The organism is Enterococcus avium (assembly GCF_002891025.1).
Lineage (GTDB): Bacteria > Bacillota > Bacilli > Lactobacillales > Enterococcaceae > Enterococcus_A > Enterococcus_A avium.
The window spans coordinates 1340853-1356261 of the sequence record NZ_NBSL01000003.1 but is presented as its reverse complement, the minus strand read 5'-3'; the positions used below and the strand labels follow the sequence as shown (position 1 = coordinate 1356261).

The window sequence follows — 15409 nt, the reverse complement described above, 5'->3', positions numbered from 1 at the left end:
TTGATATGTTGACAACGTTTTACTAATCAACTATATTTGTAGTGAAAATTAAATAAAAATGGATTGTTACTCTTTGAGGCATTACCATTCTCTTTGAAATAAGGAGGGTGTAGTGTGCGCTCAAAGAGTTTTTTTTTATTGGAAAGGCGGAAAATTTAATGAAAATTATTAAGAAAATTAATAATAATGTCGCTGAAGCGATTGATGGCAATGGCAACCATCTGATTGCTTTTGGCAAAGGATTAGGATTTCCTAAAACGCCTTATGAGTTAACGGATTTGAACAAGATTACCATGACATTTTACAAGTTAAGCGAGTATTTTGAAGGATTATTGAAGGAAATACCTGAGGAGATTTTGAATTTGAGTGCGGAGATTGTCAGCATGGCACAAGAGGAATTGAATGGGCAGTTGAATCCGACGTTGGTATTTAGTTTGGCGGATCACATCCAGTTTTCTATTCAGCGTCTGACAACCTATAAAAATGTTCGCATGAATTATTCCTACGAGATTGCGCAGATGTACCCAAAGGAGAGTCATTTGGCGGAAAAGGCCGTCAAAATGATTCAGGAGCAGACACATATCGTCTTGCCGAAAGGGGAATTGACGAGTATCACCATGCACTTTGTCAATAGTCAATCGGAGTATAAAATTTCCCAGGAAGAAGTATTGATTGAAGAAATTATTCAGCAGACGACTAATTTAATTGAGCAGGATCTGCACATTGTGATCGATCGTGATGAGTTTAACTACAATCGTTTTTGCATGCACATGTTTTATTACTTGAAGCGGATGCGCAGCGGTGAAGAGCTGATTGGACCTGGAATGGAGATGCTGGATTCAATCAAGGAGCAGCACCCGGAAATCTATCAGCTGGCACAAAAGGTTGGCACATTGATTGCACAATTTTATGGCATTGAATCAAATGAAGATGAACTGGTCTATTTAATGATTCATATGAACCGATTATACGAAAAAAATGTAAGGAGAAAAAACGATGACTAAATATAATGAATTAGCACAAACTATTTTAGAAAATGTTGGCGGCGAAGAAAACATTTCAAACATGACCCACTGCATGACACGTCTGCGTTTTAACCTGAAGGATCAAAGCAAAGTAAATGAAGAGAGCTTAAAGTCAACGACTGGTGTCTTAGGCGTTGTCCAATCTGGCGGACAATATCAGATCATCATTGGTCAAACTGTCAATAAGGTCTACAATAATTTGCTGGAGCTGACTGGTAAAGCGCAGGAGCAGGAAGAAGTAGAAACGAAGGAAGAAAAAGAGCCTTTTACTTTAAAGGGGTTAGGGAATAAGGTTTTGGATTATTTGGCAGGAAGTCTAACACCGTTAATTCCTGTGCTGATTGCGGCCTCAATGTTCAAAATGGTCATGGCCGTTTTCGGTCCGTCCATGCTGAACTGGATTCATGAGGGCAGCTCTTTAGCTACGTTATTGACATTTGTCGGCGATGCGGGATTTTATTTCTTCCCGGTTTTCTTGGGGTATACTGCTGCGAAAAAATTTGGCGTTACGCCGGTTTTAGGGATGTTTTTAGGGGGCGTTTTGCTTCATCCGACGTTTACGCAAATCGCGGCAGATGGAGCGGCTTTTGATATTCTCGGAATCCCAGTCGCTACTCAGAATTATGCGAGCACGGTGCTTCCAATGATTCTTTCGATTTGGATCATGTCGTATGTAGAAAAATTCTTTAAGAAGGTGATCCCGTCTACTTTAGGAACAATCTTTACGCCAACGTTGACGATGGTGGTCATGCTGCCAATTACGTTGATTGTCTTAGGACCTGCAGGATTTGTTGCGGGGGAACATATTAGTAAATTCTTGTTGTCACTAGATGCGATTGGCGGATTCTTGGCTGTAGCAGTGATTGCGGCATTGTGGCAATTTTTGGTAATGACTGGGATGCATTTGCTGATGATCTCAACGATGATTACACTCTTTGCCCAAAACGGACAGGATTCATTGGTAACACCTGCGGCGATCATTTCCAGCATGTGTGTGGCGGGAATGTGTCTAGGCTCCTTCTTGTGCTTACGCAATAAAAATGAAAAGGCGTTGGCCTTTAGTTTTCTAGCTGCTTGCTTAGTCGGCGGTGTGACTGAGCCGGGTGTTTACGGTTTAGGTGTGCGTTACAGAAAACCATTCATTGGACTGATGGCAGGTGGACTTGCCGGCGGTCTTTATGCTGGGTTGACGGGAGTGACTGCCTACACCTTGATTCCAGTGGCGAATTTTGCCTGCTTGATTTCATTTGTTGGTGGGACTAATGCCAATATGATCAATGGTTTTGTTGCCTGCGGGATCGGCTTTGTCGTATCTGCGGCAGCGACTTATGTTTTAAGTATCAAGGAGGACGTAAAAGAAAATGACGAAGTACTCGAAGAAAGTATTGTTTAGAGCTGACGACCTCGGCTATTCAGAAGCGGTCAATTATGGGATTGAAAAAGCGGTAAAGGAAGGCTTAATCCAGAGTGTGGGAGTCATGGTAAACATGCCTGCTGCGCTTCATGGTGTAGAATTGTTAAAAAATGAGCCGATCGCCTTTAGCCAACACACCAATATCTGTGTTGGCAAACCTTTGACTGATCCTGAGAAGATTCCTTCTTTAGTAGATGTTGATGGAAACTTCAAATCGTCAAAAATCTATCGGGAGGCAAAGGAAGACTTCGTTGTTCTCTCACAGGTCAGACTGGAGATTGAAGCGCAATATCAACGATTTTTAGAGCTATTTGGTAGAAAACCGGATTATTTTGAGGGCCATGCGGTAACCAGTGATAATTATTTTAAAGCGATGAAGCAATTTGCGGCGGAGCGAGGATTGAAATACTCCGGATTGCCTCAAGGTCAGGGGCCGAATTCTTTGACGGAGGATGCCTTTATCGATGTGAATGGAACGAAGGTCTATTTATATATGGAATCGATGCAGGCTGATTATGATCCTTATCATACATTGAATAAGCTGCTTGCCAATTTACATGATGATGGTGTGGATATGATGATTTTCCATCCAGGCTATTTAGATGATTATATTCTAAAGAACTCTTCGTTATTGATTCCACGAACTGCCGAAGTGGCGTTTCTCACTGATCCAGCGGTTAAGGCTCGTTTGGAGCAATTAAAGATTGAACTGATTTCGTATAAGGAAGTGTAGTGATGTTTTTTAAGAAGAAGAAAAAGCTAGATGCTTTTGTAACTGGTAAGGTTGTCCCTTTAACTGAGGTAAAGGATGAGGTTTTTTCAACGGGAATGATGGGTGAGGGCCTTGCTATTTACCCAGCTGCTGGACAGATCGTTTCGCCTGTTGATGGAGTAATAAAAGCGGCGAATCCGCAGATGCAGCACGCTATTGGGCTGGAAACGCAAGAGGGGATTGAATTATTGATCCATGTAGGACTTGATACAGTTAGTCTCGCAAATGAGGGCTTTGAATTACTCGTATCCGAAGGTCAAAAGGTGAAGGCTGGCGAATTGCTGCTGCGCTTTGATCGAAAGGTGATCTCTTCTGCAGGATTGGATGATGTAGTGATGCTGATTGTTAAGAATCCAAAGGACTATCAGTTTGATTTTCAAACGGATATCGAGGTAGTAGATGGAGAAGAAATTGGTACGTGGAAGTAAATAGATAGAAAACGGAGCTGTGGATTTTTGTCACAGCTCCGTTAATTTTGTGTGCTATTTCATCGGCAGTTTGATCTGAAAGACGGCTCCTCGAGGCTCCCAATCGCGTACGGTCAGCTTGCCTTTATGCTGGGTGATGATTTGCTTAGCGATGGCAAGTCCTAAACCGTAGCCGCCGGTTTCTTTGGAGCGGGAGCGGTCTTCGCGATAGAAGCGTTCGAAGATGTGCTTCTTGTCTTCATCACTGATGGACGGACCGTTGTTTTTGACTTCGATCAGCCAATTGTCGTTAGAAATCTCTGATTGCAGAATGATTTTTTCGCCAGCTTCCGTATATTTCAGCGCATTGTCCAGTAAGATCACCAGCACTTGATGGATTCGTTTTTCATCGATCAGCATAGGCTGATCGGCGAAGTTTTCTAAAACGAATTGTTTATCGTTCATTTCGGCGATCTCTTGAAATGGCTGGGCTAATTGCTGAATGAATTCTTTAGGATCAACGGCTTCTTTTTGCAGCATCAGCTGATTGGAATCACTGCGAGCTAGGGTCAACAGGTCTTCTGTCAAGCTTTTCATGCGCCGGGTTTCATTCAAGGCTTGAGCGATTGGCTCGGATTCCTCTAGGATCGTATGATCGGGTTTGGTAAAGAGCTGCTGCAGGCTGTTTTGAATGATTGCCAGCGGCGTGCGCAGCTCGTGAGAGGCATTTTCGACAAATTCCTGCTGTTTGCGCCACGAATGCATGATCGGCTGCATGTTCATTTTTGAAATATAAAAACTGATACCAATCGAGATTAGCCAGAAGATAATCATACAAATAATCAAGGTGGTCTCGAAGGTCTTCATGGAGTCCGCGATTTGATTGGTATTTGATAAAAATTGGATATAAGCGATATTTTCCGCATTCTCTGCTTTAATTGTATAGGAATGGAAGGAGAGCTTTTGACTAGATTCTCCAGTATTTTTTAAGCTTAATGATTGAACGGAATCCAAATTTTTCTTATCTAAGGTTAAATTCTCTAGCTCGGTAAAGCGTCCACCTAATACATCCTTGTTCAGAATTTCGCCGTCCTTAGACCAAAGGATGATCTGGGTATTGAAGCGATTGTTGCCATCAGGACCTTTATCCATGCGCTGATCGTCAGGCATTTGCGCCAAAAAGGGATTGCCCTGCTGATAGCGGTTGATTTCCATCTGGATCAGGTGGCTATTTTCCGCCATTTGAGTTAGAGAAAGATCGGTTTGACGATAGGCTGAGCTTTGCAGAAGCTGCAGAGTAATAAAGCCTAATAATAGAAAGATTCCCGCAAATGCCGCGACATTAATGAAGAAAAATTTTAACCGTTGTTTTCTCGAAATTTCTGTATTCATTGAATCATTCCTTTTGTAAGATGTAGCCGACATTCCGCAGAGTTTTGAACAGATGATCGGTACCTGACGGCTTCAAGTGTTTGCGTAAATGGCTCATGTAGACTTCTACGACAGTTAGCGTGGTGTCGGAATCAAAGCCCCAGATACGATCAAAAATCTGCTCCTTGGTCAAAATCACACCCTTATTTTGGATAAAGTAGACTAAAAGATCAAATTCTTTCCCTTGAATCGGCAAGACCTCATCATCGACGGTCACTTCTTTAGTTGAGAGATTGCAGGTGATATTTTTATAGGCTAACTGATTTTCAGCAAATAATCCCAGCGAGCGTTTTAGTAATGCTTTGACTCGCATGATCAGCTCCTCTCGGTAAAAAGGCTTGGTTAAATAATCATCCGCACCTTTTTGAAAACCCGTTACTTTATCCTCTAAGCTATCCTTGGCAGTTAAGATCAATACGGGTGTCTGGATATTTTTTTCTCGCATTTCTGCTAACACCTCGTAGCCGTTCTTCTCTGGCAGCATTAAATCTAGCAGAATTAAATCATACATTCCGCTTTCCGCTTCGAATAGACCTTCCTCACCATCGTAAACCTGAGTAATATCACCTAAATCAGCTAAAATTTCTTTTATATTCTCTGAAAGTGTCGCATCATCTTCTACTATTAATAGATTAATCATCGAATTTTCTCCCTCTTCATTTATTACTTCCTCAGTGTACCATGCTTTCCTAAATCAACCTTAAAACTTTTTACCTACGGCTTAAGCTTCGGTTAAGCCAGCTTGCTTATTCTACAGACAGACAAATGAAGGGGGAAACAACATGAACTATATGAAACGGGCGATTCAAAGCCTTTGGGCCAAGAAGGGGCGCAGTATTATTATGATCGCCGTCTTTTCGGCTATATTGATTTTCGTCTTGGCGGGATTGACGATCCGCAGCGGCGCAGACTTGGCAACAACCAATGCGAAAAAAAGTGTCGGAGCCACTGTCACCTTATCGACGAACCGAGAGGCGATGTTTAAGCAATCCGATTCAGAAGATGAAAATAGCCGACCTGATCCCGGCAGCTTCGAACGAACACCGGTGAATCTAAGCGACGCGAAAAAAATTGCGAAATTATCGAATGTAAAATCCTATTCCTTTGAAGCTAGCACCTCAGCGGATAAAAGTTCAGGAATCGAACCGATTTCCAGCGACAGTGACGATAGCGAAGAAGAATCTACTGACGAACAAATGGCCGGCTTTGGCGGAGGCGGTGCTCCTGGCGGCATGAGCCAAGGTGATTTCCAAATCAAAGGTGTTTCTGAAAGCAGCTCTTATAGCGAATTTTCAGCAGGAACCGCAAGTCTTGTTGAAGGAGAGGCAATCACTTCGGCGGATGAAGACACCAACAATGTCCTGATTGAACAAAGTTTGGCCGAGGCCAACGATTTAAGTGTCGGTGACAAATTTAAAATTAAAGACAGCGATGACAAGGACGTTGAAGTAACCATCAAAGGCATCTACAAAACCAGCGATTCTGGGGATAGCATGAGTGCTCAGTTTAACTTTATGAACCCATCGAACACGATCTTTTCTTCTTATACCATGGTCAACACACTGACCGGTTCAGAAGGAAAAACGATCGATTCAGCCGTCTACAACCTAGAAGATCCTAAAGATATGGACAGCTTCGTCAAACAGGCGAACAAATTAATCGATACCGATACCTTTAGTTTAGAAACCAACGATCAAATGTATCAGCAAATGCTGCAACCATTAAACAATGTCTCAAGTTTCGCGAAAAATATCGTGATTTTAGTCGCAGTAGCGGGTGTGGTTATTTTAACGCTGATCATTATGCTGTCGATTCGCGAACGGAAATATGAGATCGGTGTTTTGCTTTCATTAGGCGAATCACGGATGAAGGTCATCTCACAATTTTTCGTTGAAATTTTTATCTGCATGATCTTTGCTTTAGGGATTGCGGCAGCCAGCGGGAATGTTGTGGGAAATGCCGTTGGTAACCAGCTGTTAAGTCAACAAACAACATCGCAAAATGTCGAAGGACAAGAAGCCAACGCGGCAGGAAACAACGGCGGCCCTGGCGGACAAGGACAAATGCCTGGCGGCGGAAATGGCGGGCCTCGAGGTGGCGGTCAAATGGGCGGCAATCCATTTACCCAAACCGAGGAAATTCAGGAATTGAATATCTCTGTGAAGCCAATGGAAATTCTTAGCCTTGCAGGTATCGGACTGGGAATCAGCCTATTTTCAATCGTCTTATCATCAGCCGGAATTCTGCGATTGAATCCGAAGAAAATCTTGATCTCTTAAACACGGAGATCAGTTATGAAAAATGAAGAGAACAAATTGAAGGAGGAAATTTTATGACATTAGCTACTAAGGATCTAGGATATTGGTATGAGAACAATGGCCCATTATTCGAAAAGGTGAATTTAACTTTTGAAAAGGGCAAGATGTACGCCATTTTAGGTACTAGCGGTTCAGGGAAAACAACTTTTTTATCCCTGATCGCAGGCTTGGATACCCCAAAAAGCGGAGAGATTCTTTATGAAGATACATCATTGAAAAAAATTGGGCTGCGGGAATATCGGCGCAAGGATGTGTCCATCGTTTTTCAAGCATACAATCTTCTGCCTTACATGTCGGCAGTGGATAATGTAGTGACAGCGATGGAAATCGCTCAAAGCCAGCAAGCCGATAAGAAGGCCTATGCTTTAGCAAATCTTGAAAAAGTCGGCATTACCAAAGAACTGGCAGAGAAAAAAGTAACGATGCTATCTGGCGGACAGCAGCAGCGGGTCGCAATTACGCGGGCATTGTGCTGCGAACATGATTTGATTGTGGCCGATGAACCAACGGGAAACTTAGATGAAGCGACCTCAGGTGAAATCGTCAAGCTCTTCCAAGAAATCGCTCATGAGCAGCAAAAATGCATTATTTTAGTTACCCATGAACAGGAAGTCGCAAAAGGCTGCGATGTCGTGTACGAATTGAAAAATCAAATGTTTCGTCAGGTTTCATAAGCAATACTCGTAAAGGAGGAAGTGAATGAGGACAACACTAAAGAAAATCAGTTATTTTATTGGTATGACAGTCTGTTTAACCGGCTGTGGTGTTAGCGGCTCAGTTTCAAATGAGGTGGACACAGAAGAACAGCTTTCTGTCTCCTTGAATGATGAATGGCAGGAAATGCAATCGGAAAAAGAGAAAAAATATCAGAACCTGCTAAAAAGCGGTGAATACACAGAAGACAATATCTATGTCCAGCTTGATCCTTACGATGCCAGCCCGCTCTCAGCGCTGCTGCTTTTCCAAACGGAGGACGCAATGACCGTCGATATTTCAGTGGCCGGCAAGGACGAGGCGACGACCGTCAAGAACAGCTTTGATGACTATGAAACGGATCACAGTATACCAATTTTAGGTTTGTACCCAGATACAGAAAACGAAGTGACGGTCACCTTGACGGATGAATCCGGCAACAGCATGGAGAAAACGGTAACGATAAAAACAGGAACGTTAGCGAAATCCATTGCCAACATCGAGGTCAAAGAAGCGGATACAACAAAAATGGAACTAGGCGACAGCGAACTCACCTTTGTCGTGCCAAGTACAAAACGCGCCTATGCCTTTGATGCCAACGGCGATGTACGCTGGTATTCGACCCGCTACAACAGCCATATTTTCAAGGAATTGACTAATGGCAATCTGCTTTATTTGACCAAAGAATCCAATGATGCGGATACCTATAATGTGCTGCTGGAGACGGACTACTTAGGAAAAATCTATCACCGTTACGATTTCTCAAGCTCTAGCGCCGCAAATGATACAGGTAAAAGCGAAGGAGAAATGACCGTGATTCATCATGATGGTAACGAACTGCCAAGCGGGAATTTCTTATTGACGGTCAATGATGGCAGTAACTATATTGAGGACACGATGATCGAACTGAATCGCGAGACTGGCGAGATCGAAAAAACGATTGATCTGAAGGATATTTTACCGGAGGCCTTTTACGAAGACTACGATTCGACAAGTCGTGAGGACGGGAAGGTCGATTGGTTCCATCAAAATTCGGTGGAATATGATGAAGCGGACAATAGCATTATTATTTCTGGGAGGCATCAAGATACGATAATGAAAATTGATTATGACACCTCCGAGATCAAATGGATCATGGGCGACAGCAGCGGTTGGCCGGAGAGCTATCAAAAATATTTCTTAAACGGCGAAGTCAAAGCCAGCGGCGGACAGCACGCGGCGATCGTCCTGCCGGATCAGGACGATAACGATGAGACGACCGATATTTTATATTATGACAATAACATCTCGGTTACTCGCGGCGATGAAGAAACCTCTGAAAAATACTCAGAAGCTCGTCAGGTCCGGATTAATGACGCAGAAATGACCATCGAAGAAGTCTGGACCTTTGGTGAAGAGCTAGGGGAGGATTACTATACCAAGATTATCGGGAGTGCACGTTACTTAAGCAACACAGGCAATCGCCTTGTCAACTTTGGCTACCGTGATGAGGGACAGACGAGTTCCATTATGGAAGTCACAGAAGAAGGCGAAACCGTGCTGAACGTTGACCTTACTGATTTCTCGACTAGCGCTTGGGCGTATCGCGCAGAGCGGTTTTCACTATATAACGAGGATTGGGCGTATCAGATGAATGAGAAATAAACAAAAAGCTGCGGAAATTTTTCGCAGCTTTTTTTAAGTTGTGCGCCCTGCATGGGTGAAAACTTGGTGGTGAAAGTCCACTACAGGCTTGGAAGTAGGAACTGTTAGCGAAAGACAAGGTGGCAATCGTGAGGTTGTGGCTGAAGGAAGTCGGACGCAAACTCCTGAACTGACGAACAGAAACTAGATACAAGGCTGAATTAGGTCGGATAAGTCTTCATCACAAGACAAAGTCCAATACTGCCCGAAACCTATACAGTAAATCTAGCAGTTACATAGGAGGAAAGTTTTCACTCTTACCGGGGGAGATCTCATGAGGGTGTTGTGGGCGTTGAATGAAAACAAACCAGCACAACGATCATGGCGACATGATGGTGAATCATGAGAAGTCAGCCGAGGTCATAGTAGTAACGACACTGACCGTTACGAAGGACTGAACAATAAGAATCTTGAATAATTTAGGAGGTGTGAGAAGATGCGACGACCGCAGAAAACAAGAAAACTTGGCTATCATCAAAGAGCTAGTGTGGAACACGAAGGGTATGATGAAGTGCGCAGCACTTCTTGCGGTGAACAGAGGAAACAAGATGGTGTAGAAAATCTGTTTGGGAGAATTCTAGAGCGGAATAATCTCAATCAAGCGTATCTTCAAGTAGTCAGAAATAAAGGGGCGGCTGGTGCAGATGGGGTGACCGTCGATCAACTGCTTCCTTACTTGAAAGAGCACCGCGAGGAATTACTATCCAATTTACGCCAAGGGAACTATAAACCTCAGCCTGTTTTGCGAGTAGAAATACCGAAACCAAACGGCGGTGTAAGAAAACTAGGAATTCCCACGGTTATTGATCGTATGCTTCAACAGGCAATCAATCAAGTGTTACAACCGCTATTTGAACCAGAATTCTCAGATAATAGTTATGGGTTTCGCCCAAATCGCAGCGCACATGACGCAGTGAAGAAAGCAAAATCTTATTATGAACAAGGTTACCGATATGTGGTGGACATTGATATGAAAGCCTACTTTGACACCGTAAATCACGATAAGCTGATGTATTTCATTGAGCGGAAAGTAAAGGACAAACAAGTCCTAAAACTGATCCGTCAATACTTAATGAGTGGTGTAATGGAAAATGGACTCATCACAACAACGGAAGAAGGAACGCCCCAAGGAGGCAATCTCTCTCCCCTGTTAAGTAACATCTACCTGAACGAATTTGATCAAGTGCTAGAAAATCTAGGACATAAATTTGTTCGATACGCCGATGACTGCAATATCTATGTTAGAAGCAAACGAGCAGGACAGCGTGTGATGAAGAAATCCATTCAATTTCTCGAAGAACAACTAAAGTTGACGGTAAATCGAGAAAAGAGTGCGGTAGGAAGCCCATTGAAACGAAAGTTTCTTGGATTCTGCATTCTGCCAACAAAGAAAGGTATTAAAATTCGCCCTCACGCAAAAGCAAAACAGCGTGTGAAAAGCAAGCTCAAACAACTCACTAAAAGAAACCGTGGAAGAAGTATCCAACTTATTTTAAAAGAAATCAAGCAACTAATGACTGGTTGGATCAACTACTATGGAATTGGTGAGATGAAAGAATTCATGAGGGAGTTAAACGGTTGGTTGAAGCGAAGAATCAGACAATATATTTGGAAACAATGGAAGAATCCGAGAACCAAAAGGAAAAATCTGATTCGTTTAGGGATCGATAAAGCGAAAGCGTATGAATGGTCAAATACAAGAAAAGGTATTTGGTCAGTCTCCAAAAGTCATATTCTTCATCGATCATTAACAGACAAAGAACTGGCCCACCAAGGATATGAGGACATCTCCTTGAAGTACCAGTTCGTACACTCAACTTATTGAACCGCCGTATACGGGTCCGTACGTACGGTGGTGTGAGAGGGGCGGAAGGTCAGTTGGCTTTCCCCTCTACTCGATTAATTAATGATTAGTTTTTCATAAATGAAAGAGAATGGCATGCTATTTGTTGCTACAACCTCACTATTTTCGAAGAGGGTGAAGATATCACTTTTAATTTGTAAAGGATTTGGGTTTCTAAGTTGATCTATAGAATAAACTGCTAGTAAACAAGTAATCTTTAATTTTTACTAATCGCTATTATCTGCTTGAATACCCTAATTATATCCTCTCGTCTATCTAAAGAATTCAAATCATGAATTATTCTGCTGATATCATTATCATCCTTTTCGAAAGAGAAGAACGAAGGATAGTCAATATTGAAGGCTCTAATTATTTTATCAAGTGTTTCAATTTTTATATTTTCTATTTGCCCTCTTTCAATTTTTCCTAAATAGGATAGATCTAGTCCAGCTAACTCAGCCAAAACTTCCTGAGTCATTCCATTTTGTAAACGTAACTCTTTTATTCTTGCTGCTACTTTTGAGCTAAGCATCGGTCCCACAACCTTTCGTTAATTAAAGATTAAAGGTTTGTATGTTGTTTTATTAGGTCTTGAATAGCCTAAATAATATCTATTTTTATAAATAAAAGGTTTCTAAAAACCTATTTGTGTGCTATATTGTTTTTGTAGTAATTGAAATGTGTCTCTTTTAGATTTTTTTGCATATAAGAGAATATAGGCAGAGTATTCAATTCATAAATTAGACATCGATTGATTACTAAAAAATTTGATCTTTTGTGAGGAGGACAACTGATGGAAGAACATTCAATTAATTACAAAAGCATGAATTGTCTGGCTCTAATTAAATTTGGACATCGAATAGGACACGGTTGGTATCGAATATTGGTAAAAGCCGAAAAGGAACTCAGTAAACTTGGCATAGCGATTGAACGAGTAGAAAGAAAGCAAGGTATTCTTTCGCTTGTTACCGATTTAGAGCCAAGTGAACAGTCTTCTCAGATCCAAAATATCTTATATGAGGCAGAACTAGCTAGTGAAATGACTTGTGAATGGTGTGGTAACTATTCTGTTTCGCAAATATTTATTGATAAGGAACTTTTTACAATCTGTGAAGGATGTGAAGAAAAATGTGAAAGTCTAGAAGGTGTTGAAAAAAGATTGCGTATGAATAATAGTCAGGATCTTGAAAAGGTAATTGTACGCATGAGCCTCGAAATCCAACGATTACAACATCAACTCGAACACTTTAAAATCGGGTGTAATCATTATAAGAAGAGAAGTGAAAAATTATCCGAGAGATTGAAAAATAATCGTAATGATTATCATAAGAAAAAAATACAAGTTGTGACTTCAAAAGAAAAAAGGACTTATTAAGGAGAGTATTATGAAAAAGAGAAGAGATATAAAGCAGCAAACAGTTATTAAAAAAAGAAAAAATTTGGGTAAAAAACTTGGAAAGGGTTTAGCTTTAAGTGCTTTTACAATGGCAGGAGTATTCATATTAAAGGGACAAGACATACAAGCTTCAGAAATGGATGGTAAATGGGAAGCGCGATCGATTGAGCAAATCAAAAAAGATGTTGAAGGAAAAAAAGAATATACTATTGTTTGGGGAGACACGTTAAGCGGTATTTCTTTAGCAACGAATGTCACAATGGAAAAACTAGCTTCATTGAATGGCATTGGAGATTACAACTTGATTTATGCAGGAAATAAATTGGTGTTTGAAGGCAATGTCGTAACTGTTCAAGATCAAAATGGTGTAGTGACTGATCAACAACAAATTACGGAGTCGGATAAAATAGTTCCGAATCAACCGATTGGTGAGTCTGTAGGTCAGGCCTCGCAAACTCCAAATATGTCAAATACACAGGACCAAACGAATGGAGCATCCTCTGATCCGGCTTCGACACCTTCTGGTAATGGTGAAAATAAAAATGACGGAACAACAGGCAATGGAAGTTCATCTGGTGGAACAAATAATGGTGGAGGGGTGACTAATCCTACGCCAACTCCAACACCAGACCCTGATCCTGCACCGACACCGACTCCAGAGCCACAAGTTCAATTCACAGTCTGGTTCTACGCTTATGAAGGTGATGATCAATCAAAGAATATCGAAAAAGGAAGTCGATTATTCTCAACAGAGGGTGAGGCAACAAGCTTTATTGATGGGTATGCGGATAGTTTGCTAATGGAAGGAATTGCTGGAAGTTATGGGGTAATGTCCTGGGAATCCTAGATTGAAGTGAAAACACTTATAAGGTAATTACCTTATAAGTGTTCAGACTGTAGACAAAAGACGTCTCGAACTCGTAATTTGAGTTTGAGACGTCTTTTTATCTGATTTCTTTCGAAATTCAGGATAAAAAAAGGGTTTGTCAACTAAACTGTGGAAGTTAAATAGTTAAGAGTTTTTAACAACCATAATTCTCTTGGCTATTTTGAAATCAGATAAATTTTGATTGGACACGTAGTTGAATAAACCTACCGTTGTTACGGAAGGTAAATCGCATACTTTTCAATTCTAGAGGAGAAGGTCTCGTTGATCATTAACTGATTAAGCACCATAGCCCAGTTTTGAATTCGACCACCTGACCACTTCGCGTGTAATTCTTTCGTGCGTAAATAAAGTAGTTTTAGGAGTGCATTCTCATTAGAGAACGCTCCTTTTTTTGTGACTTTTCTGAAGCTGGAGTGGACACTTTCAACCGCATTGGTAGTGTACATAATTTTTCGAATGGCACTACCATAATCAAATAGTTGTTCAACATGTGCAAAGTTCCGTTTCCAGACATCTACAGCACCAGAATAATGAGACCACCGATTTTGAAAACTGTCAAAAGCAGCATGTGCAGCGTTTAGAGACGAAGCACCGTAGAACTTTTTCATATCTCGGCAGACTTCCTTATAGTCCTTACTTGGAATATAGCGCAATGCATTTCGAACAAGATGAACAATACAGCGCTGAACAATTACCGATGGAAAGATCGCTTTTGCGCCTTCTTCGAGGCCAGAAACACCGTCCATCGAAATGAAAAAGACATCTTCGACACCACGTGCTTTCAGTTCATCAAATACTTGCATCCAGCGATTTTTAGATTCTGTTTGATTTAACCATAATCCTAAAATCTCCTTATTTCCTTTGAGATCATAGCCAAGAATGGTGTATACAGCATATTCTTTGGCTTCATAATTTTCTCGTAAAGTAACATACATACAATCAACGAATAGAAAGGCATAGCACTTGGCTAGGGGGCGGGCTTGCCATTCTTCCAATTCAGGAAGGACAGCGTCAGTGATATCTGAAATCATTTCATGGGAAATATCAAAGCCATAAATATCTTCGACGGTTGCAGCAATATCTCGTTGACTCATTCCTCGTGCATACATGGAAAGAACCTTCCCTTCGATGTCGGAGACATCTCGTTTTCTCTTAGGAATTAACTCTGGTTCAAAGGAAGCTTCCCGGTCTCTAGGAACATCAATAGCTACTTCACCAAAACTGGTTTTAAGCGTTTTATTTCCATAGCCATTTCGACGATTATCGTGTTCCTTAGGCTCTTTAGAATGGGCATCATAACCTAAATAGTTATTCAATTCTCCTTGAAGCATCTTTTCAAAAAGGGGCCCAAACACCTCTTTCAAAGCATCTTGCATGTCATCGACAGATTCAGGTTGATAGGCATTCAGAATGGATTCAGCTAACTTTTCGGCATCAGAATTTCTTTTCTTTCTAGCCATCGTGTAATCACCTCTTGATCTTATTGTAGAAAAAGAAAAACCGCGAAGCAACCACTTGCCTAGGATTAATGGTTACTT

General features: G+C 41.4%; 14 protein-coding genes. 10 read left to right on the top strand and 4 right to left on the bottom strand.

Annotated elements, in window-relative coordinates:
* Positions 1-158: 158 nt before the first annotated feature.
* The 4 genes from AUF14_RS22155 to AUF14_RS22140 are packed head-to-tail and all read left to right on the top strand — an operon-like array spanning position 159 to position 3639.
* Positions 159-1004, top strand: a complete 846-nt coding sequence (locus tag AUF14_RS22155) for a PRD domain-containing protein (protein WP_070505158.1) — start codon at positions 159-161, stop codon at positions 1002-1004.
* Positions 997-2418, top strand: a complete 1422-nt coding sequence (locus AUF14_RS22150; RefSeq protein WP_102866651.1) for a PTS transporter subunit EIIC — start codon at positions 997-999, stop codon at positions 2416-2418. Before AUF14_RS22155 ends, AUF14_RS22150 begins: the two co-directional genes overlap by 8 nt.
* Positions 2387-3172: a ChbG/HpnK family deacetylase gene (locus AUF14_RS22145; protein ID WP_070505156.1), complete on the top strand. Its 786-nt coding sequence runs from the start codon at positions 2387-2389 to the stop codon at positions 3170-3172. Before AUF14_RS22150 ends, AUF14_RS22145 begins: the two co-directional genes overlap by 32 nt.
* A gap of 2 nt (positions 3173-3174) precedes the next feature.
* Positions 3175-3639 (top strand): PTS sugar transporter subunit IIA, encoded by a 465-nt coding sequence (locus AUF14_RS22140; RefSeq protein ID WP_070505155.1) that lies wholly within the window; start codon positions 3175-3177, stop codon positions 3637-3639.
* Between the two features lie 54 nt (positions 3640-3693).
* On the opposite strand, the gene AUF14_RS22135 is transcribed toward AUF14_RS22140, so the two are convergent.
* Positions 3694-5010, bottom strand: coding sequence for a sensor histidine kinase (locus AUF14_RS22135; protein ID WP_070505154.1), 1317 nt, complete (start codon positions 5008-5010; stop codon positions 3694-3696).
* Positions 5011-5014: 4 nt separating this feature from the next.
* Complete coding sequence (locus tag AUF14_RS22130; RefSeq protein ID WP_049221987.1) at positions 5015-5689, bottom strand: response regulator transcription factor; 675 nt, start codon at positions 5687-5689, stop codon at positions 5015-5017.
* Between the two features lie 142 nt (positions 5690-5831).
* On the opposite strand from AUF14_RS22130, the gene AUF14_RS22125 reads away from it, so the two are divergent.
* The 4 genes from AUF14_RS22125 (at position 5832) to ltrA (ending at position 11568) form a co-directional block, all read left to right on the top strand.
* The gene (locus AUF14_RS22125; RefSeq protein WP_070505153.1) at positions 5832-7328 is read left to right on the top strand and encodes an ABC transporter permease; all 1497 of its coding nucleotides are present in this window, start codon (positions 5832-5834) and stop codon (positions 7326-7328) included.
* Between the two features lie 53 nt (positions 7329-7381).
* Positions 7382-8041 carry an ABC transporter ATP-binding protein gene (locus tag AUF14_RS22120; protein WP_070505152.1) on the top strand — a complete coding sequence of 220 codons (660 nt, stop codon included), beginning with the start codon at positions 7382-7384 and terminating at the stop codon, positions 8039-8041.
* A gap of 25 nt (positions 8042-8066) precedes the next feature.
* Positions 8067-9704, top strand: coding sequence for an aryl-sulfate sulfotransferase (locus tag AUF14_RS22115; RefSeq protein WP_070505151.1), 1638 nt, complete (start codon positions 8067-8069; stop codon positions 9702-9704).
* Positions 9705-10179: 475 nt separating this feature from the next.
* Positions 10180-11568: a group II intron reverse transcriptase/maturase gene (gene ltrA / locus AUF14_RS22110; RefSeq protein WP_102866650.1), complete on the top strand. Its 1389-nt coding sequence runs from the start codon at positions 10180-10182 to the stop codon at positions 11566-11568.
* A 235-nt stretch (positions 11569-11803) separates the two neighbouring features.
* On the opposite strand, the gene AUF14_RS22105 is transcribed toward ltrA, so the two are convergent.
* Positions 11804-12118, bottom strand: coding sequence for a helix-turn-helix domain-containing protein (locus tag AUF14_RS22105; protein WP_070504983.1), 315 nt, complete (start codon positions 12116-12118; stop codon positions 11804-11806).
* Between the two features lie 261 nt (positions 12119-12379).
* Here AUF14_RS22105 and AUF14_RS22100 point away from each other — a divergent pair, with 261 nt between their 5' ends.
* Together AUF14_RS22100 and AUF14_RS22095 are read left to right on the top strand one after the other, a co-directional pair.
* Positions 12380-12961 carry a hypothetical protein gene (locus AUF14_RS22100; protein ID WP_070504984.1) on the top strand — a complete coding sequence of 194 codons (582 nt, stop codon included), beginning with the start codon at positions 12380-12382 and terminating at the stop codon, positions 12959-12961.
* Positions 12962-12971: 10 nt separating this feature from the next.
* On the top strand, positions 12972-13829 hold the full coding sequence (locus AUF14_RS22095) for a LysM peptidoglycan-binding domain-containing protein (protein WP_070504985.1): 858 nt from the start codon (positions 12972-12974) through the stop codon (positions 13827-13829).
* Positions 13830-14083: 254 nt separating this feature from the next.
* Here AUF14_RS22095 and AUF14_RS22090 read toward each other — a convergent pair whose 3' ends face one another.
* Positions 14084-15331: an IS256 family transposase gene (locus AUF14_RS22090; protein WP_102866649.1), complete on the bottom strand. Its 1248-nt coding sequence runs from the start codon at positions 15329-15331 to the stop codon at positions 14084-14086.
* Positions 15332-15409 lie beyond the last annotated feature (78 nt).